This window comes from Celeribacter arenosi (genome assembly GCF_039539485.1).
In the GTDB taxonomy this organism is placed as follows: Bacteria; Pseudomonadota; Alphaproteobacteria; order Rhodobacterales; family Rhodobacteraceae; genus Celeribacter; species Celeribacter arenosi.
Window position 1 is genome coordinate 73,607 of sequence record NZ_BAABDF010000002.1, and the last position, 25,790, is coordinate 99,396.

The window sequence follows — 25,790 nt, forward strand, 5'->3', positions numbered from 1 at the left end:
AAAATGCGGGCGCAGGGGTATAACCTCTGCACCCGCACGGACCCGTTACAGGTGACTTAATAGGCCCATTCTCAGGGTTAAATCGGGTAGTGCAGGTCTCCGTCCTGCATGGTGATCCAACGCAGCTCTGTGAATTCGTGGATGCCCCAGGTTCCCCCAAAACGCCCGTAGCCGGATGCCTTCACGCCACCAAAGGGCATCTGCGCTTCGTCGTGAACGGTCGGGCCGTTGACGTGGCATATGCCGCTTTCGATACGCTTGGCGACGGCGAGGGCGGCCATTGTGTCGTGGCCAAAAACGGCCGCCGATAGTCCGAATTCGCTTTCGTTGGCAATCCGCACGGCTTCATCCACGGAGCCTGCGCGAATGATTGCGACGACGGGCCCAAAGCTTTCTTCGGTGTAGATGCGCATGTCGGGTGTCACATGATCGAGCGCGGCTGCGTTCAACATCGTGCCGCTGCCGCCGCCGCCGATCAAAGTCGCACCTTTGTCCAAAGCGTCCGCGATCAGAGACCGGATCCGGTCTGCACCGGCCATGTTAACCAACGATCCAAGGGGGGCGTTGCCCGCGCTCGGGTCGCCGGCGGTCAGGGTTTCAACCTTTCCGGTGAAGGCTTCTGCAAACCGGTCACCCGCATCGCCCACGGTGATGATCCGTTCTGTGGACATGCAGATTTGGCCCTGATTCATGTAGGCGCCAAACCCCGCGGCCGCGACCGCCGCCTCGACATCGGCATCCTCGAGCACGATCATCGGGGCCTTACCGCCAAGCTCCAGCAGAGCCGGTTTGAGGTGGCGACCGGCCAATTCGCTAATGACACGGCCAACGCGGGTCGAGCCGGTGAAGTTCACCCTGCGGATGGCGGGGTGTTCGATCAGGGCAGCGACAACTTCGGGCGCTTCGTCGGGGTCGTTGGAGATCGCGTTAAGGACGCCCGCGGGCAGGCCTGCCTCTGCCACGGCTTCCACGATCAGGGCGTGAACGCGGGGACAAAGCTCTGACGTTTTCATGACAACGGTATTGCCACAGGCCAGCGGGGTCGCAATCGCGCGCACGCCGAGGATCACGGGTGCGTTCCATGGCGCCATGGCGAGAACGACACCAGCGGGTTGACGGACTGCCATGGCCGTCGATCCGGGACGGTTCGAGGGGATGACCTCGCCCTTGATATGTGTTGTGAGCGAGGCGGCTTCGACCAACATGTCGGCTGCCAGCATGACGTTGAAACGGGCCCATGCTTCGGTCGCGCCAATTTCGTCCTTCATCGCCTGTACGATGTCGTCGCCGCGCGCATTGAGGTTGTCCGCGGCGGCCAAAAGTTTGCGACGACGTTCGCCGGGAGAGGTCACAGACCAAGTCGCGAATGCGGATGCGGCGGCGTCGACGGCCTTGGCCACGTCGGACAGGGAGGCTGCTGCGGCCACTGTTGCCACGTCTCCCGATATCGGGTTCGAGCGGGTGAATGTGCGATCGCCTTGTGCGGCGACATAGGCTCCGTTGATATAGAGGTCGAGCTTTTCCATCGAGGTCTCCTGTTACTCTGTCTGCGCGAGTGCCCCGCCAAGAAAGGCGCGGATCACGGCAGGATCGGTTTTGATTTGGGATGCGGGGCCAGAGCCGGAAATCCGGCCGACCTCCATGAGATAGGCATAGTCTGCGAGTTCGAGTGTCGCGCGCGCGTTTTGTTCGACAACGAGAACGGTCAGGCCGGTGGAGCGGATGCGCGAGAGGGCGGCAAAGACCTCCTTCACCACAATCGGCGCGAGACCGAGCGACGGCTCATCCAGAAGCAGCAGATCAGGGTTCGACATCAGAGCGCGTCCGATGGCAACCATCTGCTGTTCACCGCCTGACATCGTGCCTGCGAGTTGTGTGCGGCGTTGGGCGAGTTTGGGGAACAGGGTGAAGACATCCTCCATCCGCCCCGTCGCGTTTTCGCGGGCGCGACTTGGAATGGCGCCAAGGCGCAGGTTTTCCTCTACCGACAGGGCAGGGAAGATACCCCGCCCTTCGGGGACGAGAGCGATGCCCTGTTCGACCAATTGGTGCGCGGGCACCCCGAGCAATGACTGCCCGCGGTAGGTAATGTCCCCCGAGGTCGGCGCGACCCGTCCACCGATGGCGCCGAGGAGCGACGACTTACCTGCGCCATTTGCGCCGAGAATGGCCACCATTTTGCCCTTCTCAACAGATAGGGACGCGTGGTCGAGCGCGACGTGTTTGCCGTAGGCGACTGTGAGACCTGTGACTTCAAGCATCGACATCACCTCCCAGATAGGCGGAAATTACCTTTGGATCGCTGAGGGCCGCATCGGTCGCTTCGTCAGCGATCAGTTGCCCCGAATTCATCACAACAACCCGCGGGCAGAGCGCGCGCACCGCATCGATGATGTGTTCGACCATCAGAATGGTCAGGCCGCCCTGATGCAATTTGCGGATCAGCGCGACGCCCTCAGAGAGTTCCGTCGGGTTCAAACCGGCGAGCCATTCGTCGAGCAGCAGGATTTCGGGCTCGGCGGCCAGCGCACGCGCCAGTTCCAGCCGTTTCTGGTCGATGTAGGTCAGATCGCCCGCCGCAGCGGTGGCGCGCGCGGACAGGCCGACCATGTCGAGCGCGTCCATCGCCACGCGTTTAGCGTCGTCCCCCCAATGGGTGTTTCGCCCGAACACCGCGGTGATCATCACGTTTTCCATAAGACTGAGCGAGGGGAGGATCCGAACCAGTTGAAAGGTGCGTGCAACTCCGGCCCGCGCGATCCTGTCGCGACGCAGCCCCGTGAGCTGCATCCCGTTGAGGCGAATGTCCCCAGAGGTGGCAGGCAAAGCGCCGGAAATGAGGTTGATCAGCGTCGTCTTTCCCGACCCGTTCGGGCCGAGAAGCCCCACGATTTCGCCGCGCTCCAAAGAGAAAGATACATCGTCGACAGCACGCAATCCGCCAAACTGCTTCACCGCATTTTCGATTTCAAGAAAGCTCATTCTTTTGCCTCCTTACGACCACGAAACAGCGTTTCTGCCTGCGCGATCAGGCCGCTGGGAAACAGGAAGACGACGCCGATGAACAGCAGACCAAGTAGGATCGGATAGGAATCCGGGAAGTTGGAGGAAAGCCATTCAAAGACGAGGAACAATGGCACCGCACCAAGTGCCGGCCCCCAGAGCCGGTTGGCCCCCCCAAGCAGAGCCATGATGACGGTGAGGAAGCTGATCGTAGGGTTGAACACGATGGAGGGCTCCACATAGACATAGCGTGGCGAGGTGATTGCACCGGCAAGTGTGAGGATCACGGCAGATAGAACAAAGGCGATGATTTTAACGCGCGCGAGGTTGATGCCCGAATGCGCGGCCACGGTTTCGTCGTCACCGATGACCCGCAATGCCATGCCGAGGCGGGATCGGTTAACCCACGCCGTGAGCGCAATGGTCGCCGCGCCGAGCGCGAGCATTTGCCAGTAAATCTGACGGCTGGTGATCTCGAGGAAAATATAGCGCCCGAGGGTGCCTGTGACGTTCACTTCGTACCATGTGATGAGCTGGCGGACGAGCTCGGCCAGACCAAAGCTGAAGATCACGAAATAGACACCGCGAAGGCGCAGGGTCGAAAGTCCGACGATCAGGGCCATGGCCCCGCCGATCAGGGCCGCGCAGAGGAGAACAGCACCGTAGGGGAGGGCTTCGTTCAGGACGGCGACGGTGTAGGCGCCGGTGCCATAGAAAGCGACGGTGGCAAGCGAGATATAATGTGTCTGGCCCGAAAACAGGGCCCATGCGGAGGCCAGCGTCACATAGGTGGCAGCCCCGATGAGCAGACCCAGACCATAGTCGGACACCAGAAAGGGCACGAACGCCAAAAGGGCCAGAGCGATGAGTGGCAAAACAGTCCGGATCATGAGCGCGCTCCGAACAAACCCTGCGGACGCCAGAGCAGAACCAGCAGGAAGATCGCGAAGGTCGCTGCAAGCGTCAGGCCGGGGTCGATCGCAGTCGCCACGAAAGTCTCCAACAACCCGAGCCCAAAGCCCGCCGCGAGTGCGCCGGGAACATTTCCGACACCCCCCATGATGACGATGACCAGAGCCTTCATCGTAAAGACCACGCCATCCGTGGCCGAAAACGTCTGATACATCGATATTGACGCGCCCGCCGTTGCGGCCAGTGCAGAGCCGAGGGCAAATCCCTGACGCGCAATACGGTTGACGTCGATGCCGACGAGCGGCGCAGACCCCGGGGCCAGAGCAACGGCCCGCATGACCAGCCCCCATTTCGTTTTCTTGAGCGCCAGCACCAACGCCGCGCCTGCAGCGACACAAATTGCGAACGCAATCAGCCGGTTAAGCGCCACAGAGACACCAAGAATGTTCACCCCTTGATCGAGATAGGAGATCGAGGTGAAGTTCGCCCCGAATACCACCAACAGGATACCCTGAATGAGGAAGAGCAGGCCAAAAGTCGCCAGAATGCTGTCGACCTCAAGCCGTCCGCTTGAACCGGACCGCTTCACGAGGGGGCGCATCATTACCTGATAGAGGAGCCATCCGACGCCATAACCGCACAGCGCGACGGCCGGCAGCATGAGCAGGGGCGATATCCCCAAATTCTGGAACAGCGCGACAACCACGAAAGCCGAGACCAAAGTCAGCTCGCCGTAGGCGAGGTTCATGATCCGCGCGATCCCGTATTGCAGCGTCAGCCCGAGAGCGAGCAGCGCATAAGTGCCCCCCAGCACGAGGCCGAGGATAAGTGTCGTCGTGAGCATTCAGTAACCTTGATGGGTTTGAGCAAGAGCGGCCCGCACGGCCAAAAGCCGCGCGGGCGATGAGGGTTTACCACTCCGGTTTTGGGATCACCGGATCGGATGCGCCTGCTTTGTCGGACGGGTTCACAGCGCGGAACGCACCGCCCTGCCATTGGCCGACCCACCAGAGGTCACGCAATTGGTTGTCCTCCAGCTTGATCTCACCGACGACGGTCTGGAAAGTCCCGTCGGAGAGTTCTTTGGCCAGTGCCGCGTGATCGAGACCGACACGTTCAACCGCCTGCGCGAGCATTTCGAGCGAGGCATAGGTGATTGCCGAGGCCCAGCTGTCGGGCGGGTTCCCGACAAACTCGGTATGGCGGGCGAAATAGTCCTGAATTGCCGGGTTTTCGGCATCCACGCCGCCAATAGCCATGACCCCTTCGGCCTTACCATCGGCCACGCCCGGGAAAATCGGGAATGCGCCGCCCACGGAGATGTAGAACACCTTCGGGTTGTAGTTCATCGACTGCGCGGTCTTGGTCATGCCAAACGATCCCGGCGGGTAAGAGAAGGCGACAAAGCTGTCGGCTCCGGACCCTTGGGCTTCGCTCATGATGGCGGCGAAATCGGATGTGCCCAGCGGATAGGATTTGTCGTAGACGAGCTCGAAACCCGCCTCTTCGAAAGCAGGGCGCGCGCCGTTGATCAAATCGATGCCAAAACCGTCCGCGACAGAAACCACGGCGACCTGATTGTTGATCACTCCCGCGTCATGTGCCTTTGAAAGAACGTCGACCAGACCGGTGGCATAGTCATGACCGCCGCCGAGCATCCAGAAGCTCCGGTCCCAACGTGCGGCAAATTCCGCCGCTTTGTCCGTGACCGCAGTCACGGCGAGTTGCGGGTAGCCGAACTTAGCCATCAGGGGCGCGATCGCGAGGTTCCCGCCGGTTCCCCATGGCGGAAGGATCAGATCGACTTCATCCTGTGAGGCAAGGCGCTCGATTGCGCGCACCAGATCTTCGTTTGCTGACCGGTTGTCGTATTCGACAACCTCGATCATCATCTGTGATCCGTCGGGCATCTTGAGGCCACCGGCTTTGTTCACGGTATCGACCCAGAGTTCATAGTTGGGGATCGTTGTGATCCCCGCACCGGTTGCATTCGGACCGGTCCGTGCCACAGCATAACCGATCTTTACAGTGTCAGCCTGCGCCATGGCGACACCGGCCGTGAGGGCCAGCGCCGAGGCAATGCCAACGGAAACCGCGCGCAGACCTGCGCGCCGCGAAATACCTATCATGAGTTCCTCCCTTTCGGCCGCTCCAAAGTCGGCCTGTTGTCGTCTCATCGGCCCGTCTTGCGCGGATCAACGAAACTGAAAGATAGGGTACATCCCGACGGTCACCAGAATAAATGCACTCTTGCGGCCATTTTTTGTATTTTTAATTGATTTTGCGACCGCAGGCGACCAGTTTGGACCCATTATGCCCATGTCCCATCGCACCGCCCGGATGCGCCGCCCCACATTGGGGCTGCATCAGATCAGAAGCCCGTTGTCGCGCATTGCGTTCGCCTTGCCCGAGGGCGCGGCGCATCTCCTGTGGCTCGAGCACGGGTCTGTCCACATCCGGCCGAACGCTAATGGGCCGGAACCCGAACGCAGCGGGCCGCGGTTCTTTTGGTGGGCCAACGGCGCTGGGCGCGAATTGATTGCAGAGGTCGGCGCGCGGGGCATGTTACTGTCAATTCCGGAAGTTTCGCTGATGCAGGCGCTGCCGACGTCCTTGATCGGTGAGCAGATGCAAAGAACGTTGTCACAGGACCTCGATCTGGCGGCCGAGGCGTCGGGGTCTGCGGCCGAAATCCTGAACGGGTTCGCCCGTGAACGAAATTCCGGGGAGGCCGGCGCCGATATCGCGACATCGAACTACCTCAGCCTGCTCCTCCTCCAACTGTGGCGTCTCGCGCGCAAAGACCTCGTGAACCTCGGTGGTGCGCCGCAGGGGTTGTCGGAGCGTTTCATTTTGATGGCGGCGCAACGGGCCCGCGAAAATCGCCCCGTCGAGGATTACGCCCGCGACCTCAAGGTCAGTCGCGACCGCCTCGGGTCTGCGGTAAAGCGCGCAACCGGTTTGTCGCCACAGGCCTATTTGCACCGCCTATTGATACGCGACGCAATGGAACTCCTCGCGAACACCGGTATGCCCGTGTCTCAGGTGGCGTTTCGTCTCGGCTTTGTCGATCCGGCTTATTTCACGCGGTTTTTCAAACGCGAAACGGGGCAAAATCCCGGGGCTTACCGGAAATCCTATCGCAAGAAAGAGGACGCGCAGGCACAGTCCTTTGCGGCGTGGCCATAATTTGATGCGATTATGGCGTCCAGCCCTTTGTTGATGCGCTGGCAGCCGGTCCTCATAGCTCAAATGTTGGTGCGCAGGTGGATTTCGATGCGAATGCTTTCCTGCGACCCGAGCGTATCGCGATCATCTACGATACCTTTCAGGCGACGAATGGCGCTGCGCACGAGGTGGCCGGGGTTCTGTGCGATTACACCGTCGAGCGTGCGTGTTCGCAGGGCTTCCTCTGTGTAGGGGGTCATTTCGTGCGCGATTTTCACAATCGAGGGTGACACATCCAGCTCTTGAACGACGCTGAGGGGCGCGCGCGCCTCGGATGCCATGACGTAGATTCCGACGATGTCTTTGTTGTTTCGAAGGGTTGCGGCGATAATTTCGCGTGCGCGATCTTCGTTGCCATATGTTTCGAGCGAGGGGAGGGCGCGCAGGTTTGGAAAGCTGTCGTTCATGATGCCGTCAAACCCGAGCCGCCGTTCGAGGCTGTCACGCGATTGCATGCTTTCGGCAATCACCATGACAGAGCCGGTCCTTTGTCCGACGAATTGGCCCAGTAGTAGGGACGCCGTGGCCCCTGCGGCGCGGTTGTCGATACCGACCCAATCCGCGTCCATCATGGTCTGGTTCGAAATGAACGGCAAAGCGGCGATGCCGCGTTCTTGGAGCCGCGTAATGGCGTCGCGCACCTGTGGGGTTTCCGGCGACATGATGGCCACCCCTGTGACGTCTGATTTGTCCAGAGAGGTCAGGAATGCGGAGATGCTGTGGGGGTCATTTTCATTGATGTGTTCCACGTCGCACCAGACATGGTCGGCGGCAAATATCGTCTGGGCTTCCTGAATGCGCGCGACGATACGCTCCAGAAACTGGTCGCCGGAATTGGGCAGGGCAAAGACAAATCGATAGTTCTTCGATTTAGCGAGATTTGCGGCCTGAAGATTGCGGACGAATCCCAAATCCTTGATCGCTTTATTGACCCGATCCACGGTTTTTTGCTTCACGCCTTCGCGACCATTGAGCACGCGATCAACAGTTGCGCGGCTGACGCCGGCCGCTTTGGCAAGATCTTTTGTTGTGGGTCGCAGTGTCGGGTTCGAGGACGGCATTCTTTATATTTCTTCTTATATTTCAGTCATGTGTGTAGCGTGTTTAAGCACTTTTTTCAGGCTAGTGCTACCGTCCATAGCAAAAATTGAGGCACGTGTCTCAGAAAAACCTTGTTTTGAGACACGTGCCTCAATATCAAAGATTGTACGAGAGGGGCGCGGCGAAGGGGTCGCGTATATTGGGATCCATGGGAGGATTAAAAATGAACACCAAACTGATGATGACCGCTGCCGCGGGCGCGATTTTCGCCGGCGGATTTTCCACCGCCGCATCTGCAGATGACCTGACTTTGTGCTGGGCTGCTTGGGATCCGGCGAATGCGCTGATCGAATTGAGCAAGGATTTCGAAGCGCAGTCCGGCCACAATATGAGTTTCGAGTTTGTGCCGTGGACCAGTTTCGCGGACCGCATGTTGAACGAATTGAACTCAGGTGGTCAGCTTTGTGATTTGATGATCGGGGACAGCCAGTGGATCGGAGGCGGTGCGGAAAACGGCCACTATGTGAAGTTGAACGACTTCTTTGATGCCAATGGCATAAGCATGGATGATTTCATTCCCGCGACTGTGACAGGCTATGCCGAGTGGCCCAAAAACACGCCGAACTACTACGCACTTCCGGCCTTTGGCGATGTGGTGGGGTGGACCTATCGCAAGGACTGGTTCGAGCGGCCCGAACTCAAAACCGAATTCATGGACACCTATGGTCGCGAATTGGGTGTACCGGCCTCGCTCGAAGAGCTCAAAGATATCGCTGAGTTCTTTCAGGGTCGCGATATCGACGGGACCACGGTTTACGGCGCTGCGATCTACACAGAGCGCGGGTCAGAGGGCATCACAATGGGCGTCACCAACGCTCTCTATAACTACGGGTTCCAATATGAAAACCCCGAGCAGCCATATGATATCGACGGGTTTGTGAACTCTGACGGGGCTGTTGCCGGATTGGAATACTACAAAGCGCTCTATGATGTTGGCACGCCTCCGGGCTCTTCAAACTGGTACATGGGTGAGAACATTGACGCCTATCGTTCCGGTCAGGTCGCCATGCAAATGAACTTTGCGTTCATCTGGCCGGGTGTTGAAGCGGATGAGAATGTCGGTGGCGGCAAGTCGGGATATTTCCCCAACCCTGCCGGACCCGCCGGACAATATGCGCAGCTCGGAGGGCAGGGCATTTCCGTGGTTTCCTATTCCGATCACCAGGATGCGGCACTGGAATATATCCAATGGTTTGCGCAGCCAGAAGTCCAATCCAAGTGGTGGGAGTTGGGCGGATATTCCGCACTTAAAGCGGTCGTCGAAGATCCGGGGTTCGCGACCAGCCAGCCCTATGCGCAGACCTTCCTCGACAGCATGGCAATCGTCAAAGATTTCTGGGCCGAACCTGCCTATGCCGATCTGCTGATCGCGATGCAGGAGCGCATGCATAACTACGTGGTTGCGGGCGAAGGCACAGCCAAGGAAGCGCTCGACGGTCTTGTACGCGATTGGGTCGAAGTCTTTGAGGACGAAGGCAAAATCTAAGCCATCTCCCTGTCTGGCGCCCCGCAATAGGGGTGGCAGACTCCTGGTCCCTGGTCGGCTGTATCTGGCCGGGGACCCATTTAGCCAAAGCCATTTTACGTCGAGAGACCGCAGGCGTTTGCGCCTGAGCCGCAAGGGACCACCGCAATGTCAAACAATGCAATCGAAACGGCTGTGCGCATGACGCCAAATGGGGTTGCGCGTCGCATTCGGGGGCTTTCGGATCGCGCCATCGCGTGGATCTTCGTAGCGCCCACGATTTTCCTACTCTTGGCGGTCAACATTTTCCCGCTGATCTGGACAATCCGGCTTAGCTTCACGAATTTTCGGGTCAACCGTCCCAACAACGACGTGGAGTGGGTGGGGCTGCGCAACTACCAACGCATCCTCACGGACCCAGACATCTGGAACACGATGCAGGCGACCGCACATTTCCTGATCTGGACCATCGTTTTGCAGGTTCTGATCGGTTTCGCGCTCGCTTTCCTGATCAACAAAAAGTTCAAGGGTAACGATCTGTGGACGACCATCATCGTCTTTCCGATGATGTTGTCGCCTGCCGTCGTCGGCAATTTCTGGACCTTCCTCTACCAACCACAGATCGGGCTTTTCAATTACGTGGTCGGCTTTTTTACCGGCGCGGATCCGGCAAGTTTTTCGATGATTGGCGACGTTCATCTCGCGCCTTGGGCCATCATCATTGCCGATACTTGGATGTGGACACCCTTTGTGATGCTGATCTGTCTCGCAGGGCTAAGATCCATTCCCGACAGTATCTACGAAGCCGCGGAATGTGACCGGGCGAGTAAATGGCGCCAGTTCTGGACACTCACACTGCCGATGGCGCTGCCCTTCCTGATGCTCGCAGTTCTCTTTCGGGGCATCGAGAATTTCAAGATGTTCGACCTCGTGGTCCAGCTCACGGGCGGTGGTCCGGGCAATACCACAACTCTCACCTCGATCGACCTGAAACGGGAAGCGTTTGAGAAATGGCGAACCGGCTATTCATCGGCCTACGCCGTGATCCTGTTTGTCACCGTCTTCGGTCTCGCGTCGATCTATGTCAAAGCCCTCAACAAGGTAAAAGAGAGATGAGTTTCGCCGTCACAGAGCCCTCAAAGGGCACCAAATGGTTCGCGGGTATTCTGGTCATCGGCTATGCCGTCATCACCTTGATCCCATTGTTGTGGATTATCGCAACAGGGTTCAAATCCCCCACGGATTCAATCGCCTATCCGCCTGTCGTTGTGTTCGAGCCGACGCTGGAGGGCTATGTGAACCTCTTCACCGATCGCACCCGCGCAACCGAACAGATGCTGGAGGAGGCGGGTGAGCCGACCACGTGGTATGACAAGATTGCGCGCGGGCGCGGCACGGTCATCTCGGGGCCCTCACGCTATGGCGAGCGGTTCATGAACTCCGTTATCATCGGGTTCGGGTCTACCGCATTGTGCATGGTTTTGGGGACCGCTGCGGCCTATGCGTTCAGCCGGTTCCGCGTGCCTCTCAAGGATGATTTGCTGTTCTTTATCCTGTCGACGCGGATGATGCCGCCGATTGCGGTGGCCATCCCGATTTTCCTGATGTTCCGCCAATTGGGTTTGAACGATACGCATATCGGCATGATCCTCCTTTATACGGCCGTGAACCTGTCTTTGTCGGTCTGGCTTCTCAAAGGGTTCATCGATGAAATTCCGATTGAATACGAAGAGGCGGCTCTCATCGATGGCTACACGCGGTTTCAGGCCTTTTACAAAGTGGTCTTGCCACAGGCGGCCACGGGGATCGCATCGACGGCGATCTTCTGTCTGATCTTTGCGTGGAATGAATACGCCTTTGCGGTTCTTCTGACCTCGGGCACGGCGCAGACCGCACCGCCATTCATCCCCAATATCATCGGCGTGAATGGCAAAGACTGGCCCGCCGTTGCGGCAGGGGCCACGATATTCCTCGTCCCCGTCATGGTGTTCACAGTCCTTCTGCGCAAACACCTATTGCGCGGCATCACATTCGGAGCGGTACGCAAATGACAGATTTCATTCGAGGATTGCTGAGATTGCGCCGTGGTGCGTGGGAGATGCTGGCCTCCATCCTGATTGCGGTTGGCGTGGTGATGCTGATGCAACCCTTTGCCTTGGGCCTCTACACCTACTCCTTCATTGTCACCCTTGTTGGCACGGTGATGTTCATCATCGTCAGCCACTTTCCGGAGTAAGCACATGGCACAAATCCGAATTGAAAATGTGCGCAAGGATTTTGGATCGTTCAATGCGGTGAAGTCTTCGACATTCACCATTGAGGATGGTGAGTTCTTCATGCTTCTAGGGCCGTCGGGGTGTGGAAAAACCACGACCCTGCGGATGATGGCGGGGTTGGAACTGCCGACATCGGGGCTGATCTACATCGACGGTGAAGAAGTCGGTCAAAAACCCGCCAGCCAACGCGACATCGCCTTCGTGTTTCAGATGTTCGCGCTCTATCCGCACATGAATATCCGCAAAAACATCAGCTACCCGTTGATCAGCCAAGGCATGCCCAAGGCCCAGGTCAAAAAGAAGGTCGCCGAGATCGCCGAAATCCTCGGTATTTCCGATATCCTAGATCGCCCCGTCGGGGGGCTGTCGGGGGGCGATCGCCAAAGGGTCGCTTTGGGTCGCGCTATCGTGCGCGATCCCAAGGCGTTCTTTATGGACGAACCCCTCGGAGCACTCGACGCGGAGTTTCGCGAACACATGGCCGAAGAATTGCGCGCCCTTCATGATCGGATGAATGCGACAACCGTCTATGTGACCCATGATCAACTAGAGGCCATGCAGATGGGCGACAAAATCGTGGTGATGAACCACGGCGTCGTCGAACAGTTCGGCGTTCCACAGGACATTTACGACTGGCCCGCGACCAAATTCGTGGCTGAATTCATCGGCTCGCCGCCCATGAACTTTCTCGATTTCCACGGGATGGTTGGAATTGGTGAAACCGATGTGTCGTTTGCGGGGTCCAATTTCGAAATCCCGCGCCAGCTGGAGGGCCGGAACGGGGAACTGACATTCGGGGTGCGCCCCGAACACGTCCACCTCGACGACAGCGCTGACTACCGCGGGGAAATCGCCGCGACCGAGTATCTGGGCACGACGCAGATTGTGACGCTCGACACGCCTAATGGCGCCGTGAAGGCGCGGGTGCCTTCATCGGTGAATGTCAGCGTCGGCACGCGGACCGGACTGCGTTTCGATGCGCGCACGGTCACGATTTTCGACGCCGCGAACGGGCGCGCATTGAAAAGCCAAAACAACGAAGGAGTGCTGGCACATGGCTGAAGTATCCCTGAGCGGTGTGTCGAAATCCTTCGGGAGCGATGTTGCATTGTCGGATGTCACCATGACGGTTCCCGATGGGTCTTTCGTTGTTTTGCTTGGGCCCACCGGTGCCGGTAAAACCACGGTTTTGCGTATGGTTTCCGGTCTCGACACCCCTGACGCGGGGCAGATCTCGATCGGCGGGCGCGACATGTCCGGACTGACGCCTGCGCAACGCGATGTGGCGATGGTGTTTCAACAGTATTCTCTCTACCCGCACCTCACAGTGCGCCAGAATCTCGAATTTCCTTTGAAATCGCCCGTGCTGCGCACGCCGGATGCCGCGATCGCCAAAAAGGTTGGCGAAGTGGCCGAAGTTCTGCAGATCAGCCACAAGCTCGACAACAAAGCCACGGCCCTGTCGGGGGGCGAGATGCAGCGGGTGTCCATTGGGCGGGCGCTGGTGCGCAATCCGTCAGTCTATCTGATGGACGAACCGCTGAGCTCTCTGGATGCAAAGCTGCGATCGGATTTGCGTGTGGAGCTAAAGAGCATTCAGGCCCACTCCGGGGCGACATTGCTATACGTGACCCACGATCAGATCGAGGCGATGACCATGGCCACACATGTGGGCGTACTCGATCAGGGCAGGTTGGTGCAATTCGGCACCCCCCGCGAAATCTATGAAAATCCGGTCAGCGTTTATGCGGCCAGCCGACTGGGCCTGCCGCGCATCAATGTGTTGCCTGCGGATATCTTTGGCCACGGACCGACCGGAGCCACAACGATCGGGCTGCGTCCCGAACATATCGTGCAGGGCGAAGGGGAGGAGAGCATGGTGCAACGCGTCGAACACCTGGGGGACCAGACCCGTTTGCATCTTGTGTTCAGGGATCACGACCTCGTCACGGTCACAGATGCACATACCACTCTCACAGAGGGCGATATCGTGAGAATTCGCCCCGAAAAACCGTACTATTTCGACGCCACTGGCGCGCGCGTGGGTTAAGGGGGAAGACCATGAAGCAGTTCATCAACCAAAAAGAAGACATCGTCACAGAGGCCATCGAAGGCACGATTGCCGCATCTGGCGGTGCGTTGGCCCGACTTGATGGCTATCCCCATATACGGGTTGTGGTGCGCTCGGATTGGGACAAATCCAAAGTTGCGCTCGTGTCCGGTGGCGGGTCAGGTCATGAACCGGCCCACGCAGGGTTTGTCGGGAAGGGAATGTTGACGGCTGCGGTCTGTGGCGATGTCTTTGCCTCGCCTTCGGCGGACGCGGTTTTGGCAGGGATTTTGGCGGTGACGGGGCCGGCGGGGTGTTTGTTGATCGTCAAAAACTATACCGGTGACCGGTTGAATTTTGGTCTCGCGGCAGAGCGGGCCCGCGCATTCGGTCATAAGGTCAATATGGTGATTGTCGATGATGACGTGGCTCTGCCTGACCTCCCCCAAGCCCGCGGGTTGGCCGGCACGTTGTTCGTACATAAAATTGCCGGAGCGATGGCCGAAAACGGCGCGTCACTTGACGACTGCACCCGTGCCGCGACGCGCGTCATTGCCAACAGTCGCAGCATCGGCATGTCGCTAGATACCTGCACCGTTCCCGGATCGGTAAAGGAAGACCGGATACCCCAAGGTATGGCAGAGCTCGGGCTCGGCATCCACGGCGAGGCGGGTGTCGAACAGGTCGTCTCAAACGGCGCCAGAGGGGCGGTGGTGAAGGTCGCAGAAAAGCTGGCGGCGACGATGTCGGATGCCCCGCACGCGGTGTTGATCAACAATCTGGGCGGGGCCTCGGTGCTCGAAATGTCGATCCTGACAATTGAATTGCTGGGCTCGGTTATCGGCGACAGAATTCAACTTATCATCGGGCCGGACGCGATGATGACGGCGCTTGATATGCACGGGTTCTCTGTCTCGGTGCTTGAATTGACACAGGACGATACAACTCTGCTGGCCCAATCGGTTGCGTGCCCGGGCTGGCCCGGTTGTCATTCGATTGCGCCGTCGGTCATTCTGCCCTTGCCCGATGGGCTGTCACCCGTTCGAGCACCCGCGTCCAGCCATGAGCCCACACGGGCATTTCTGACGTCGTGTTGTGAGGTTTTGATTGCGGCAGAGGCGGATCTGAATGCCCTTGATGCAAAGTCTGGCGACGGCGATACCGGTTCGACACTGGCGACCGCTGCCCGCGCGCTTGTTGGCGCAATGGACACATTGCCTCTCGCGGATCACACGCAACTTTACCGCGCCATTGGGTTGGAGCTGAGCCAGACCATGGGCGGCTCGTCCGGTGTCTTGCTCGCGATTTTCTTTGCCGCAGCAGGGGATGCATCGTCGTCGGGTAAACCTATGCCTGAAGCCCTTCAAATCGGGCTGAACCGGCTGCGTCAGGTTGGTGGAGCCAACCCGGGAGACAGAACCATGGTGGATGCTCTCCTCCCCGCGCTCAATGCTCTACCGAGCGGGCTGGCTCAGGCGGCGAAGGCTGCGCGAGAAGGGGCCAATTATACGGCCACTATTACGACGGCAAAGGCAGGGCGGGCGAGCTACATCAACCCCGATCAACTGAACGGCCATGTCGACCCGGGTGCGGAGGCCGTGGCGCGGTTGTTTGAGCATCTCGCACGATAGGTTGGCGGTTCGCCTGAGAATTGAGGCAGGGTCCTCAGGGGCCCTGACAGGTCCAAGATGACAAACGGTGCGCGATGCCGATCTCTAAATCGGCGTTTGTCGCGGGGTCGTGACGGAGCCGCGCAGAACCAGATCTGGTGAAATCAGGTCTTCTTTCGGGGTCTCGGTGGCAGGGTGGTCCGCCTCAATCAGCGCCATCAATCGTTCGATGGCCGTTTTGCCAATGATAGAGCGGGGCTGGCGAATGGTGGTGAGGGCAGGGGAGATATAGGTCGCCTGTGGCACGTCATCGAACCCTGTCACCGAGAAATCCAGTGGCACGTTGTAGCCGCGCGCGGCCAGCGCGTTCATCACGCCGATGGCAGTGGTGTCATTCACGCACATGAAAGCCGTGGGGAGGGTGTCGCGCATGAACAATAGCTCCACCGCATGGCGCCCGCTTTCGATGCTGCCGTCACCTTCCACGATAAGTCTGTTGTCCTGATCCACCCGTGCGGCGTCCATGGCGAGGTCAAATCCCGCGCGCCGTCGGCGGAAGGCAGCACGCATTTGAGTGTCGCCGACGAAAGCAATCTTGCGATGGCCTGCGGCGAGCAGGTGTTCGGTCGCTTTGCGTCCACCGGCGATGTCGTCGACCCCGACATAGGGGTAGGCGGCGTCCTGAACGGGTTCGAAAACGGCAATCGTAGGCGGAAGTGGCATGGCTGAGACCGCATCACTCAAGGGCAGTCGACCGGTAAATAGAACGAGGCCGGCCGCTTTGTGCGAGGTGGTGTAGCGCAGGTAGTCGATGGCGCGTTGGGGGTCATTTTGAGTGTGCCCGATGAGGATCGCATGGTTGCGTGCGCGGGCCTCGGTTTCGATCCCGATTAAGGTGGAGGAGAAATTCGGATCACCGATATCAGGGGCCAGCACGAGAATGATGTTCGATCGTCCCATGCGCAAACTGCGGGCCATGGCGTTGGTCGTATAGCCGGTCACAAGGATCGCTTGGTTGACCTTTTGGCGCGTCGTTTTGGCCACGCGTTCTGGGGAATGCACCGCGCGGCTGACGGTGGCGATCGATACCCCCGCGATGCGTGCAACATCCTCGATAGTGGCCTGATTTTTCGGCGCCAAACTGGCTTTCCCCCTGGCTTCACCGGATCCAAAATTTGTACGTTAATGCCAGAACTAAGGCAGGCACGCCATAGCACCGTGCCTCTATGTAAACCTTTACATGAATCATGAAAAGGTTTACCGATTCACGTCACCGGAGTTGGGGAGCTCTTGGGAGGGGCAATGTCAAACACAGTCGAGAATGTTCAACCCGTGGTTCTTTCCGCGCGCAGGATTTCTAAATCCTTCTCGGATGTGCCGGTCCTATTCAGCATAGATTTCGATATTCATGCAGGCGAAATCCATGCTCTGATGGGGGAGAACGGGGCCGGGAAATCCACCTTGGTGCGGATACTGTCCGGCTATGACGCGCCGACGTCGGGCGAGTTGTTTCTGGATGGAAAGCCGACGGTTCTGCCGCCTGATGGCACCGCCGAAACGCTTGGCATTGCGTTGATCCATCAGGAATTGAACCTCGCCGAACATCTGACGGTGAGCGAGAGCCTGTTTTTGGGGCGCGAGATCACCCGTTTTGGCATGTTGGACAGGGCACAGATGCGGATGTTGACGCGCACCGCTCTCGACGAGCTCGGCGCGACGATCAATGAAAACGCGCTCATCTCCGATCTCAGCATCGCCGACAAACAAATGGTCGAGATCGCCAAGGCTATCAGCCGCAAGGCGCGCGTCATCTTCATGGACGAGCCAACAGCGGTGCTATCCCAAGAAGAAGTCGGGCGACTGTTTTCGCAGGTCCGCAAGTTGCGCGAACAGGGCACCAGTTTTGTCTTTGTGTCCCACAAGCTTGACGAAGTCATGGAGTTGACGGATCGGGTAACGGTTCTGCGCGATGGCCAGTGGGTGAAAACCGAAGCCACGGCGAACCTCGACAGCGAGATGATCGCGCAGTTGATGGTCGGTCGCGAGCTATCGAGCCTGTATCCGATCAAGCGCGAGCCGGATGTGGATGCGCCCGTGGTTCTATCGGTCTCGGGCCTGTCGACGGGATTTGTGCGCGATGTCTCCTTTGATCTGCGGCGTGGTGAGATACTCGGGTTTTCCGGTCTCGTCGGCTCCGGTCGCTCGGAGTTGATGGAGGCGATCATCGGGCTTCGCCCGCGGGTCGCAGGCCGCGTGTCGGTGAATGGCGTGGCGCTCCCCGGTGAGCGGATGGAAACCGCCGCGGCTATGGGGCTGGCTTATCTGACCAAAGACCGCAAAGGCAAAGGCCTCCTTCTAGGCGAAGCCATGACGCCGAACCTCACGCTGCAATCTTTGAACCTGCATGCCCGACACGGGTTGCTGTCCCCGTCCAGCGAGGCACGCGCATTGGATCGTGCGCGGCGGCGGTTTGACATCCGCGTGCGCGATCCACGTGTGACGGCGGGGCGGATGTCAGGTGGCAATCAGCAAAAACTGTTGTTGGCCAAAATCATGGAAACCGAGCCCAAGATTGTCATTATCGACGAGCCGACGCGCGGGATTGACGTGGGCACGAAACAGCAAATTTACGAATTCATCGCGGTTCTGGCGAGCGAGGGGCATTCGGTGATCGTTGTGTCATCCGAAATGCCCGAGATCATCGGAATGTGCGCGCGCGTCGCCGTCATGCGGGAAGGCCAGCTTGCCGATATTCTCGAAGGGGACGACGTCAACGAAAGCCAGATCATGCGAGCGGCCGCGGGCCTGCGCAAAGCCGGCTAGAAAAACGAACAAGACGAGGGAGTTGCGAAGGTGAGCGAGACAGGTGGAACAGGGCAGGTGACTGCAAAATCACGCATGCAATCGGTCGACATGCGCGCGGTCGCCCCATTCATCGCATTGGTTCTATTGCTGTTTGTCGGGGCGATGGTGAACCCGAATTTCATCAGCCTGACGAACCTCGGCAATGTGGCGACACGCTCGGCGTTTATTGCGATTATCGCGGTCGGGGCAACCTTTGTGATCTCATCGGGCGATCTCGACCTGTCGGTCGGCTCCATGGTCGCCTTTGTGGCCTCTGTCATGATCCTGTTCATGAACACCGGTCTGTTTGAAAACCCGTTGCTCATGATCCTCGCGGCGATGGTATTGGCGACCGTTCTGGGGGCAGCCTGCGGGTTTCTCAACGGTGCTGTGACCACTTGGGGCCGTATCGAGCCGTTTATCGTCACGCTGGGAACTATGGGGATTTACCGGGGTTTGACGACATGGCTCAGTCAGGGCGGTGCGATCACCTTGGGTTCCATGGAGCAGCAGGACATCTATCGCCCTGTCTATTTCGGGCGCTTTCTGGGCCTGCCCATTCCGATTTGGATCATCATCGCTGTGACTGTTGTCGCCGCCGTGTTGATGTATCGGACCCGTTTCGGGCGCCATGTTGTTGCCGTCGGATCCAGTCGCGATGTAGCGCGCTATTCGGGCATCAAAGTGGACCGTGTGCGGATGATGGCTTTCATCATCCAAGGGGTCTGCGTCGCAATAGCCGTTATTCTCTATGTTCCGCGTCTGGGGTCGACAACCGCGACGACGGGCATGATGTGGGAGCTTCAGGCGATCACTGCGGTGGTTGTCGGGGGCACAGCGTTGAAGGGCGGCGCAGGGCGTGTCTGGGGCACGATTTGCGGGGCGTTCATCCTCGAGCTGGTGGGCAACATCATGCTCTTGTCGAACTTTATTTCCGAATATCTGATCGGGGCCATCCAAGGCACGATCATCATCATTGCCATGCTCGTGCAGAGGTCACTGTCACGAAAGGCATAAGGGGGCCGAAATGGACGCCGGCCGGTAAACGCGCGTCCGACTTAGGGAGGAAACTATGAAGAAAACCATTCTCGCCATTGCGCTAAGCTCGGTCGCGTTTGTCGGCTCTGCCTTTGCCCAGGATATGAAGATCGGTGTGTCCATTCCTGCGGCCGACCACGGTTGGACGGCAGGGGTTGTCTACCACGCCAACCGGATCGCTGAAAAACTCGAAGCGTCCCATCCCGGTCTCGATGTGATCGTCAAAACATCACCCGATCCCGGTTCGCAGGCCAATGCTCTGCAAGACCTCGAAATTCAGGGTATCGACGCGTTGGTGATTTTGCCGACCAACCCTGATCCGCTGGTGAACGCGATCAAGGAAGTGAAAAACAAAGGCATCTTTGTCGCGCTTGTTGACCGCGCTCCATCCAATAACGACACCTCTGTGCGCGACCTCTATGTGGCTGGCAACAACTACGCACTCGGCGAAGTCGCCGGCAAATACATCGCAGGGCGCAATCCCGACGCGAAGGTCGTGGTTATTCGCGGCATGCCGATCCCGATCGATCAGGAACGCCAGGACGGTTTCGACGCCGGTATTGCCGGTTCGGATATCGAAGTTCTCGACCGTCAGTTCGGCAACTGGAACCGCGACGACGCCTTTAAGGTCATGCAGGATTACCTGACCAAATATGACCACATCGACGTGGTTTGGTGTCAGGACGACGATATGTCCGTGGGCGTGTTGCAAGCCATCGAACAGGCGCAGCGCGACGACATCCAATACGTCGTTGGTGGTGCGGGATCGAAAGACATGATCAAACGCGTGATGGATGGTGATCCGATGATACCCGTTGATGTGCTCTATCCGCCTGCAATGGTTGGGACCGCGCTCGAAATGACGGCTGCCGCGCTCTATGACAACGTGCCGACGGCGGGTGTCTACACAATCGACGCGACGCTGGTGACGCCTGAAAACGCGGAGCATTACTACTTCCCCGACAGCCCGTTCTAAGGGGCTGACAAATCAACGAAGACGGGGGGGCGGTTGCTTCCCCGTTTTCATGTGGCAAGGGCAGTCAGGGTAAGCCGGTTAGGGTCACAGGTCATGTGGCGACCGCGTCAAACCACGCATTTGCGTAGGCTGACATGCGGGCATTCTTGACCACTTCCGGCAGGGTCGGATCGGCCTGACCGGCGCGTTCCGGCGCGAGCAACAGGGCCGCGCCCTGTGCCGTTCCTGTCGCGCCACCTGCCGCAATCACCGGTGCATTTGTAGCGACGGACAGCATGTCGAGACAGGCGCGGTTGCGCGAAAACGGTCCCTCGACAATCACCGGACCCATATGGCCTATCAGCCTCAGACAGGTCGCCGTCATCAAGGCGAGATAGAATGACAGCGCGGCAGTGCGCGCACCGGTACCGCTTTCGGGTTCTTGTCCTAGCCAACCCGCTCTGCGTCCCGCAAAGGGTCCGGAGTCCTCGGGCACTGATGGTAGAAGCATGGTTTTCTGCGTCAGGATTTCCGCGATCTCGCTGTCCGATGGGATCGGCGGTGCCTTTCCCGCCAAAAGGTCAAATGCCCGCCCGCCCATGAACCGCGCAGAGGGCACAGGTGCGCCGGTCGCCGCGACATTGACGAGCGTATCTCGCGCAGGGTCGAGATCGGCGTTCACCCCTATGCCCATGGCAATGACCCATGTGCCGGTCGAGACCACCGAAAACGGCGCTTTGCGCCCGAGGATGTGGGGCAGGAGAGAGGCGTTTGAGTCATGAATGCCGCAGGCCACGGGCGTGTCAGGCGCAAGCCCCGTTTGCGCGGCAATCTCGGGCAGAATGGTCCCGAGGATGTCAGAGGCGGCGCGCGCCGGTGCGATTTTGCCAGAGAGGCCGAGGCGTTCGACAAGCGGTGAGAATGTACCTTGGTACGGGTTCCACAGATCCGTGTGGCATCCCAGAGACGACACATCGCAGGCAGCAACGCCGGTCAGTCGCACGCCCCAATACTGCGGGTAGGTGACCAGAGTGGCGAGACGGTCGCGAAGTCCGGACTGGGTTTCAAGGAGCCAGTGGATTTGAGCCCCAAGGTTCAGCCCGTGCTGCAAGCGTGGCGATCCGGTCTGGGCAAAATCCGGTCTGAGCGCGTCATATTCAGCCGATAGTTCGTCCGGTCCTGTGTGTTCGTAGTCGAGCACGGGTGTGGCAAGCCCGCCGTCTTTGTCGAGCAGGACGCCACATGCCCCATGCGTCGTGATCGAAATGCCATCCACGCCGTGATCGCGATGAAAATCCTTCAGACCACGAAGCAGAAACGCCCAATGCCCATCCACGTCGAAATGCGGGTAAGGATCTTCGAGCGGGATATTCGGGCGGGTGAGTACCGCAACCTCGTCCAGCGTTTCCAGATCGACGAGTGCGAGCTTTGCATTGGTTTTGCCAATGTCGATAACGGCGACATGTTTCATGGCATGTGAAAAACGGTTTCAAGCGGCGTTGCCACAGGTTCGTTATCCGCGCGCGTAACCATGATGTCTGCCATGTGATCCCACCATTTGCGCATCACGGGGTGAGACGCGAGGCTGTCCATACGGTGCTCGTCTTCGCGCCACAAAACGGCAAACAGGGTGCTGGTCTCGCGGTCCAGATGGATCGAGTAATCCGACACACCTGCGTCTTTGAGAAGTTCTGCGAGGTCGGGCCAAATGGCGTTATGGCGTTTTTGGTATTCGTCTTCTGCACCGGGATTGAGGTGCATTTTGAACGCGTATTTCTGCATTACTGTCTCCACATTGCCCATAGACGGGGCAGGGCGATGACGCCGATCAAAAGCGCGCCGATGACGATGGACATCACGATACCGGGAACGTTCAGCAAACCAAGTCCAAAGGTCACGAGCCCCATCACAAAGGCCGCAATCACGACGCCGGGGATCGAACCTGATCCGCCCAGAATATTGATCCCGCCGAGGACGACCATGGTGACGATTTCGAGTTCCCAGCCAACCGCAATCGAGGGACGCGTGGAACCAAGGCGCGAAGTCAGGCAAATGGCCGCGACACCCGACATCAGGCCGGTTAGCAGAAACAGGATGAACTTCACCCGCCCGACACGGATGCCCGAAAACAGCGCGACGGTGGCGTTGTTCCCGATAGCAAAAACCGCGCGCCCGAAATTCGTTTTGTGTAGCAGGATGGCGTAGATTACGGCGATAATGGCGAAGAGGACGAATTCGAACGAAATGACCCAGAACACATATCCTTGCCCGAAAAAGCTGAAATCGCTTGGGTAGCCACGATAGGCCTGATCGCCCAGAACAATGTAGGAGATGCCCCGGAACAGCGACATGGTGCCGATTGTGACCACGATTGAAGGCAGGCCCATGCCCGTGACCAGTATGCCGTTGAAGGCGCCACAGATCAGCCCGGTTGCCAGTCCGATCGCGATCAGTCCCGGTGTGTCGATACCGATTTGAACGGCCGCGCCCATCGCCGTAGAAGCAAGCGCGATAATCGAGGCAACCGACAGGTCGATTTCGCCGGAAATGATCAGGAGCGCCATGGCAAAGGCAATCATCGCCTTTTCGGTGAAGTTGAATGTGGCGTCCGACAGGTTCCACGCGTTCAGGAAGTAGGGCGAGGCGAAACTGTTGACGATGAAGATCGCGATGGCGACAGCCAAGAGGAGGCTTTCCCAGCTTTTGAAGCGTCGCGCCCATGGGCTCTGCAGGCGGTCGGGGAGGTGGCGGTCTGATATGCTCATGTTGATTGCTCCGCGCGTTTGAGGATCACGCGGCCTTTCGTGCGGCCAGCCTGGGCATTCAATGCGACGGCGATGATGATTGCCGCGCCCGAAATCGCCAATTGCCAGAACGGCGAGATATTGACGACCGGCAGCGCGTTCTTGATCACCCCGAGGAACAGGGCCCCGAGCAACGCGCCCCCAACCGTGCCAACGCCGCCCGCGATGGATACGCCGCCAATGACGCAGGCCGCCACGACGTCCAATTCGAACCCGCCGGCGATATCGACGTAGGAGACAGCATAGCGCGACACCCAGAGGTAGCCGGTGATGCCCGCCAAAGCGCCCGAGATCGTGAAGGCGATAAATTGCGATTTGCCCACATTAATGCCCGCATAGGTCGCTGCATGCGGGTTGTTGCCCACGGCATAAAACTGGCGCCCCAAGGTGGTGCGTGTCATCACGATTGTGAACGTTATCACAACGAGTATGGCGATCCAGCTGAGCATAGGAAGCCCGAGGATTTCTGCGCGGGGGAAGGCTTTGAACGCGGGCGACATTTCATGGCTGTTGACCCATTTGCCGCCCGAAAGCAGAAAGACCGTGCCACGGAAAATCGTCATGGTTCCCAAGGTGACGACGATTGGCGGGATTTGCAGTTTCCAGACCAGAATGCCGTTGAACATGCCCAGAAGCGCACCCAAAGCTACCGTCACACATAAAATCACCGAGATTGGCAATCCGGGCGCTGCCACGTTGAGCATAGCGGCCACCATCCCTGTAAGGGCGAGGTTTGCGGCAACCGAAAGGTCGATACAGCGGGTGAGAATGACGATCATCTGACCTGTCGCCAATATGATCAACGGAGCCGTGTCGTTGAACACCCCCGCAAGGTTGGAGGGCGCGACAAAACCGGGAAAACGAAACGCGACGAGGGCCAGAAGAGCGGCGATTGCGAAGAACAAAAGCGCCTCGCGTGAAGTGATGAGCCGTGTCATGCCGCGACCTCGCTGATGCCGGCCGCGTGGCGGACCAATGTTTCGGGTGTGAGATCGGTGCCTGACAATTCGGCGGCGATCCGGCCTTCGCGCATCACGATTACCCGATCCGACATGCCGAGGATTTCGGGGATTTCCGAGGACACCATGATGACGGCCAACCCTTGGGCAGCGAGTTCGGCCATGAAGGCATGCACCGACGCTTTGGAGCCGATATCAACGCCCTTTGTCGGTTCGTCGAGAATGATGACGCGGGGTTTGGTGGCCAGCCATTTAGCGATGACCACCTTTTGCTGGTTCCCGCCCGACAGGGTCCCGACATTGGTGTCGAGCGAGGCCGCGCGCAAATCGAGACGACGGGTGTACTCGCGCGCCAGCGTGAATTCTTCGGCCATGCGGGTAAATCCTGAACGGGATGTCTGGGAGAGCGACGGGAGCGTGACGTTTTGAAAAATCGCCATCTCTCCGATGGCGCCCTGTTTGCCGCGATCTTCGGGAACATAGACAATCCCTGCGGTGATCGCGTCCACGGGCGAGCGGATGACCTTGATTTTCCCGTCCAGTCGCACAACACCTTTGGATGGCTTTGTGATGCCAAACAGCGCCTGCATAAACTCGGACCTACCCGCACCGACGAGCCCGTAAAACCCGAGTATTTCACCGGCATGCAGGTCAAAGCCAATGTCGGCGAATTCGGTTGGATGGTCGTAACCCACGACTTTCAGCACTTCTGCACCGACGTTGTGGTCGCGTTCGGGGAAGATGTGGTCGACGTCGCGACCGACCATCATTTTCACCAACTCGGCGCTGCTGACGTCTTCGATCATACCGTCGCCGACGGGCTGCCCGTCGCGCAGCACGGTGTAGCGGTCGCAAATGCGGAAGATCTCGTCGAACTTGTGCGAGATGAACAGGATCGCTTTGCCCTGCGCCTTTAGCGTTTCGACGAGCGTGTAGAGTTCGTGAATTTCTGTCTGGCTGAGGGCCGCCGTAGGTTCATCCATGATCACCACGCGGGCGTCGATGGAGAGGGCGCGGGCAATACCGACGAGGTGTTTGCTCGCGATGCCGAGGTCTTTGAGTTTGGCGTCGGGGACGATTTTCGCGCCTATCCCTTCGAGGACCTCCATGGCGCGCGCCCGCATGGCTTTCCAGTCCACGAGTCCGAGACGCGTCTTTGGCGCATGCCCGAGGAATATGTTTTCGGCCACGGTGAGTTCATCGAACAGCACGGTTTCCTGATGGATGGCTGTGATGCCTGCGGCGGTGGCGTCCTGCGCGCTGGAAAAATGTGTCGGCGACCCATCGACGGAGATTTGGCCGCCATCGGGTTGGTAAATGCCGGTGAGGACCTTCACCATGGTCGATTTGCCCGCGCCGTTTTCGCCCACAAGGGCGGTGACCTGACCCGGATAGAGCGCCAGAGAAACCTCGCTGAGCGCGCGCACACCGGGGAATGTTTTGGTGATCTGGTCAAGCGTAAGGATCGGCGACACGTCAGTCACGGTAGGCCTCATGGGGTAAAAAGTGGGGGCATCCGGCGCGATTGCCCGCGCCGGATGGTCG

General features: G+C 58.9%; 24 protein-coding genes. 11 read left to right on the plus strand and 13 right to left on the minus strand.

Annotated elements, in window-relative coordinates; genetic code table 11:
* Window positions 1–77: 77 nt before the first annotated feature.
* The 6 genes from ABD815_RS01845 to ABD815_RS01870 form a co-directional block, all read right to left on the minus strand.
* Window positions 78–1,526 (minus strand): aldehyde dehydrogenase, encoded by a 1,449-nt coding sequence (locus tag ABD815_RS01845; RefSeq protein WP_344842673.1) that lies wholly within the window; start codon window positions 1,524–1,526, stop codon window positions 78–80.
* A 12-nt stretch (window positions 1,527–1,538) separates the two neighbouring features.
* On the minus strand, window positions 1,539–2,261 hold the full coding sequence (locus tag ABD815_RS01850) for an ABC transporter ATP-binding protein (RefSeq protein WP_344842675.1): 723 nt from the start codon (window positions 2,259–2,261) through the stop codon (window positions 1,539–1,541).
* Window positions 2,254–2,982, minus strand: coding sequence for an ABC transporter ATP-binding protein (locus ABD815_RS01855; protein WP_344842677.1), 729 nt, complete (start codon window positions 2,980–2,982; stop codon window positions 2,254–2,256). The genes ABD815_RS01850 and ABD815_RS01855 overlap by 8 nt, the downstream gene beginning before the upstream one ends.
* The gene (locus ABD815_RS01860) at window positions 2,979–3,893 is read right to left on the minus strand and encodes a branched-chain amino acid ABC transporter permease (RefSeq protein WP_344842680.1); all 915 of its coding nucleotides are present in this window, start codon (window positions 3,891–3,893) and stop codon (window positions 2,979–2,981) included. The genes ABD815_RS01855 and ABD815_RS01860 overlap by 4 nt, the downstream gene beginning before the upstream one ends.
* Complete coding sequence (locus tag ABD815_RS01865; RefSeq protein ID WP_344842683.1) at window positions 3,890–4,759, minus strand: branched-chain amino acid ABC transporter permease; 870 nt, start codon at window positions 4,757–4,759, stop codon at window positions 3,890–3,892. Before ABD815_RS01865 ends, ABD815_RS01860 begins: the two co-directional genes overlap by 4 nt.
* Before the next feature lie 67 nt (window positions 4,760–4,826).
* Window positions 4,827–6,044, minus strand: coding sequence for an amino acid ABC transporter substrate-binding protein (locus tag ABD815_RS01870; protein ID WP_344842686.1), 1,218 nt, complete (start codon window positions 6,042–6,044; stop codon window positions 4,827–4,829).
* Between the two features lie 190 nt (window positions 6,045–6,234).
* Between ABD815_RS01870 and ABD815_RS01875 the strand changes: the two genes are divergently transcribed.
* Entirely contained in the window at window positions 6,235–7,104 is an 870-nt protein-coding gene (locus ABD815_RS01875; RefSeq protein WP_344842688.1) for a helix-turn-helix domain-containing protein, read from the plus strand.
* Window positions 7,105–7,163: 59 nt separating this feature from the next.
* Here ABD815_RS01875 and ABD815_RS01880 read toward each other — a convergent pair whose 3' ends face one another.
* Window positions 7,164–8,204, minus strand: coding sequence for a LacI family DNA-binding transcriptional regulator (locus tag ABD815_RS01880; RefSeq protein WP_344842690.1), 1,041 nt, complete (start codon window positions 8,202–8,204; stop codon window positions 7,164–7,166).
* 203 nt (window positions 8,205–8,407) lie between these two features.
* Here ABD815_RS01880 and ABD815_RS01885 point away from each other — a divergent pair, with 203 nt between their 5' ends.
* The 7 genes from ABD815_RS01885 (at window position 8,408) to ABD815_RS01915 (ending at window position 15,666) form a co-directional block, all read left to right on the plus strand.
* Window positions 8,408–9,730, plus strand: a complete 1,323-nt coding sequence (locus ABD815_RS01885) for an ABC transporter substrate-binding protein (RefSeq protein ID WP_344842693.1) — start codon at window positions 8,408–8,410, stop codon at window positions 9,728–9,730.
* 147 nt (window positions 9,731–9,877) lie between these two features.
* On the plus strand, window positions 9,878–10,825 hold the full coding sequence (locus tag ABD815_RS01890; RefSeq protein WP_344842696.1) for a carbohydrate ABC transporter permease: 948 nt from the start codon (window positions 9,878–9,880) through the stop codon (window positions 10,823–10,825).
* Window positions 10,822–11,760 (plus strand): carbohydrate ABC transporter permease, encoded by a 939-nt coding sequence (locus tag ABD815_RS01895; protein WP_344842698.1) that lies wholly within the window; start codon window positions 10,822–10,824, stop codon window positions 11,758–11,760. Before ABD815_RS01890 ends, ABD815_RS01895 begins: the two co-directional genes overlap by 4 nt.
* On the plus strand, window positions 11,757–11,945 hold the full coding sequence (locus ABD815_RS01900; RefSeq protein ID WP_344842701.1) for a hypothetical protein: 189 nt from the start codon (window positions 11,757–11,759) through the stop codon (window positions 11,943–11,945). The genes ABD815_RS01895 and ABD815_RS01900 overlap by 4 nt, the downstream gene beginning before the upstream one ends.
* Before the next feature lie 4 nt (window positions 11,946–11,949).
* Complete coding sequence (locus ABD815_RS01905; RefSeq protein WP_344842704.1) at window positions 11,950–13,047, plus strand: ABC transporter ATP-binding protein; 1,098 nt, start codon at window positions 11,950–11,952, stop codon at window positions 13,045–13,047.
* Window positions 13,040–14,035, plus strand: a complete 996-nt coding sequence (locus ABD815_RS01910) for an ABC transporter ATP-binding protein (protein ID WP_344842708.1) — start codon at window positions 13,040–13,042, stop codon at window positions 14,033–14,035. The genes ABD815_RS01905 and ABD815_RS01910 overlap by 8 nt, the downstream gene beginning before the upstream one ends.
* Before the next feature lie 11 nt (window positions 14,036–14,046).
* The gene (locus ABD815_RS01915) at window positions 14,047–15,666 is read left to right on the plus strand and encodes a dihydroxyacetone kinase subunit DhaK (RefSeq protein WP_344842710.1); all 1,620 of its coding nucleotides are present in this window, start codon (window positions 14,047–14,049) and stop codon (window positions 15,664–15,666) included.
* An 84-nt stretch (window positions 15,667–15,750) separates the two neighbouring features.
* Here the strand turns inward: ABD815_RS01915 and ABD815_RS01920 are convergent, their stop codons facing one another.
* On the minus strand, window positions 15,751–16,785 hold the full coding sequence (locus ABD815_RS01920) for a LacI family DNA-binding transcriptional regulator (protein WP_344842712.1): 1,035 nt from the start codon (window positions 16,783–16,785) through the stop codon (window positions 15,751–15,753).
* A gap of 162 nt (window positions 16,786–16,947) precedes the next feature.
* Here ABD815_RS01920 and ABD815_RS01925 point away from each other — a divergent pair, with 162 nt between their 5' ends.
* Genes ABD815_RS01925 through ABD815_RS01935 form a run of 3 tightly spaced genes read left to right on the plus strand, consistent with a single transcriptional unit; the run spans window position 16,948 to window position 20,503 of the window.
* Window positions 16,948–18,468, plus strand: a complete 1,521-nt coding sequence (locus ABD815_RS01925; protein WP_344842715.1) for a sugar ABC transporter ATP-binding protein — start codon at window positions 16,948–16,950, stop codon at window positions 18,466–18,468.
* Between the two features lie 30 nt (window positions 18,469–18,498).
* A complete protein-coding gene (locus ABD815_RS01930) occupies window positions 18,499–19,506 on the plus strand; it encodes an ABC transporter permease (RefSeq protein ID WP_344842718.1) in 1,008 nt (335 codons plus the stop codon).
* A gap of 55 nt (window positions 19,507–19,561) precedes the next feature.
* The gene (locus ABD815_RS01935) at window positions 19,562–20,503 is read left to right on the plus strand and encodes a substrate-binding domain-containing protein (protein WP_344842720.1); all 942 of its coding nucleotides are present in this window, start codon (window positions 19,562–19,564) and stop codon (window positions 20,501–20,503) included.
* A 91-nt stretch (window positions 20,504–20,594) separates the two neighbouring features.
* On the opposite strand, the gene ABD815_RS01940 is transcribed toward ABD815_RS01935, so the two are convergent.
* Genes ABD815_RS01940 through ABD815_RS01960 form a run of 5 tightly spaced genes read right to left on the minus strand, consistent with a single transcriptional unit; the run spans window position 20,595 to window position 25,741 of the window.
* Window positions 20,595–21,953, minus strand: a complete 1,359-nt coding sequence (locus ABD815_RS01940; RefSeq protein ID WP_344842723.1) for an FGGY-family carbohydrate kinase — start codon at window positions 21,951–21,953, stop codon at window positions 20,595–20,597.
* Window positions 21,950–22,264 (minus strand): L-rhamnose mutarotase, encoded by a 315-nt coding sequence (gene rhaM / locus ABD815_RS01945; RefSeq protein WP_344842726.1) that lies wholly within the window; start codon window positions 22,262–22,264, stop codon window positions 21,950–21,952. Before rhaM ends, ABD815_RS01940 begins: the two co-directional genes overlap by 4 nt.
* Entirely contained in the window at window positions 22,264–23,247 is a 984-nt protein-coding gene (locus ABD815_RS01950) for an ABC transporter permease (RefSeq protein WP_344842729.1), read from the minus strand. Before ABD815_RS01950 ends, rhaM begins: the two co-directional genes overlap by 1 nt.
* Complete coding sequence (locus ABD815_RS01955; RefSeq protein WP_344842732.1) at window positions 23,244–24,224, minus strand: ABC transporter permease; 981 nt, start codon at window positions 24,222–24,224, stop codon at window positions 23,244–23,246. The genes ABD815_RS01950 and ABD815_RS01955 overlap by 4 nt, the downstream gene beginning before the upstream one ends.
* Window positions 24,221–25,741, minus strand: a complete 1,521-nt coding sequence (locus ABD815_RS01960; RefSeq protein WP_344842735.1) for a sugar ABC transporter ATP-binding protein — start codon at window positions 25,739–25,741, stop codon at window positions 24,221–24,223. The genes ABD815_RS01955 and ABD815_RS01960 overlap by 4 nt, the downstream gene beginning before the upstream one ends.
* Between the last annotated feature and the right edge of the window lie 49 nt (window positions 25,742–25,790).

Bases quoted from the DNA above. Each gene is read 5' to 3' on its own strand.
- ABD815_RS01845 (WP_344842673.1), bottom strand. From the start codon at position 1,526: ATGGAAAAGCTCGACCTCTATATCAACGGAGCCTATGTCGCCGCACAA.
- ABD815_RS01850 (WP_344842675.1), bottom strand. From the start codon at position 2,261: ATGCTTGAAGTCACAGGTCTCACAGTCGCCTACGGCAAACACGTCGCG.
- ABD815_RS01855 (WP_344842677.1), bottom strand. From the start codon at position 2,982: ATGAGCTTTCTTGAAATCGAAAATGCGGTGAAGCAGTTTGGCGGATTG.
- ABD815_RS01860 (WP_344842680.1), bottom strand. From the start codon at position 3,893: ATGATCCGGACTGTTTTGCCACTCATCGCTCTGGCCCTTTTGGCGTTC.
- ABD815_RS01865 (WP_344842683.1), bottom strand. From the start codon at position 4,759: ATGCTCACGACGACACTTATCCTCGGCCTCGTGCTGGGGGGCACTTAT.
- ABD815_RS01870 (WP_344842686.1), bottom strand. From the start codon at position 6,044: ATGATAGGTATTTCGCGGCGCGCAGGTCTGCGCGCGGTTTCCGTTGGC.
- ABD815_RS01875 (WP_344842688.1), top strand. From the start codon at position 6,235: ATGTCCCATCGCACCGCCCGGATGCGCCGCCCCACATTGGGGCTGCAT.
- ABD815_RS01880 (WP_344842690.1), bottom strand. From the start codon at position 8,204: ATGCCGTCCTCGAACCCGACACTGCGACCCACAACAAAAGATCTTGCC.
- ABD815_RS01885 (WP_344842693.1), top strand. From the start codon at position 8,408: ATGAACACCAAACTGATGATGACCGCTGCCGCGGGCGCGATTTTCGCC.
- ABD815_RS01890 (WP_344842696.1), top strand. From the start codon at position 9,878: ATGTCAAACAATGCAATCGAAACGGCTGTGCGCATGACGCCAAATGGG.
- ABD815_RS01895 (WP_344842698.1), top strand. From the start codon at position 10,822: ATGAGTTTCGCCGTCACAGAGCCCTCAAAGGGCACCAAATGGTTCGCG.
- ABD815_RS01900 (WP_344842701.1), top strand. From the start codon at position 11,757: ATGACAGATTTCATTCGAGGATTGCTGAGATTGCGCCGTGGTGCGTGG.
- ABD815_RS01905 (WP_344842704.1), top strand. From the start codon at position 11,950: ATGGCACAAATCCGAATTGAAAATGTGCGCAAGGATTTTGGATCGTTC.
- ABD815_RS01910 (WP_344842708.1), top strand. From the start codon at position 13,040: ATGGCTGAAGTATCCCTGAGCGGTGTGTCGAAATCCTTCGGGAGCGAT.
- ABD815_RS01915 (WP_344842710.1), top strand. From the start codon at position 14,047: ATGAAGCAGTTCATCAACCAAAAAGAAGACATCGTCACAGAGGCCATC.
- ABD815_RS01925 (WP_344842715.1), top strand. From the start codon at position 16,948: ATGTCAAACACAGTCGAGAATGTTCAACCCGTGGTTCTTTCCGCGCGC.
- ABD815_RS01935 (WP_344842720.1), top strand. From the start codon at position 19,562: ATGAAGAAAACCATTCTCGCCATTGCGCTAAGCTCGGTCGCGTTTGTC.
- ABD815_RS01940 (WP_344842723.1), bottom strand. From the start codon at position 21,953: ATGAAACATGTCGCCGTTATCGACATTGGCAAAACCAATGCAAAGCTC.
- rhaM (WP_344842726.1), bottom strand. From the start codon at position 22,264: ATGCAGAAATACGCGTTCAAAATGCACCTCAATCCCGGTGCAGAAGAC.
- ABD815_RS01950 (WP_344842729.1), bottom strand. From the start codon at position 23,247: ATGAGCATATCAGACCGCCACCTCCCCGACCGCCTGCAGAGCCCATGG.
- ABD815_RS01955 (WP_344842732.1), bottom strand. From the start codon at position 24,224: ATGACACGGCTCATCACTTCACGCGAGGCGCTTTTGTTCTTCGCAATC.
- ABD815_RS01960 (WP_344842735.1), bottom strand. From the start codon at position 25,741: ATGAGGCCTACCGTGACTGACGTGTCGCCGATCCTTACGCTTGACCAG.